This is a genomic window from Leptospira ainlahdjerensis (assembly GCF_016919175.1).
GTDB classification, from domain to species: domain Bacteria; phylum Spirochaetota; class Leptospiria; order Leptospirales; family Leptospiraceae; genus Leptospira; species Leptospira ainlahdjerensis.
Genome location: NZ_JAFFPU010000088.1, coordinates 1 through 461, shown reverse-complemented (window position 1 = coordinate 461; position 461 = coordinate 1). Strand labels below are relative to the sequence as shown.

Sequence of the window (461 nt, the reverse complement as noted above, 5' to 3'; positions counted from 1 at the left end):
AAGGAATTCTGTTCCCAGGCGGCTTGTTTAGCAAGAAGATCCTGCCACTTCGCATCCCAAGTCTGAGCGCCTTGATAATAATTTTGAGCTGCTTGTGCGGGGCTCACTTGCTGAGAAGCGGGTGTTGTCGTGGTAGCTTGTACTGTTGGGTCGATCGAATTCACCGAAGTTGAATTGGAATTGGTAACGTTCGTCGAAGTTGCTTGAGAAAGAACATTCAAAAAAGATTGTAACTCCGTTTGAATATACGCCGAAGCATCCGCTAACCACTGACTCTTTGCCTGTTGCTTTTGCAATTCCAGCTGTGCACGAACCGCTTGCTGATAAACGGAAACGTCGTTCACAGGATCGCTGGAGGTCACTGAATTTACGATCGCGTTGATTTCAGCGTCCACCGCCGCTTCCCAAGAAGCTTCCACGGCCTGTTCCCCGCCGTTTACAATATTCATAAAGGAAGACTG

Annotated in this window: 1 protein-coding gene; it reads right to left on the bottom strand. The window is 48.4% G+C overall.

Annotated features, from left to right (window positions below):
- Window positions 1–461, bottom strand: a 461-nt coding sequence (locus tag JWG45_RS22050; RefSeq protein ID WP_205281758.1) for a TIGR04388 family protein, incomplete at both ends; no start/stop codon positions are given.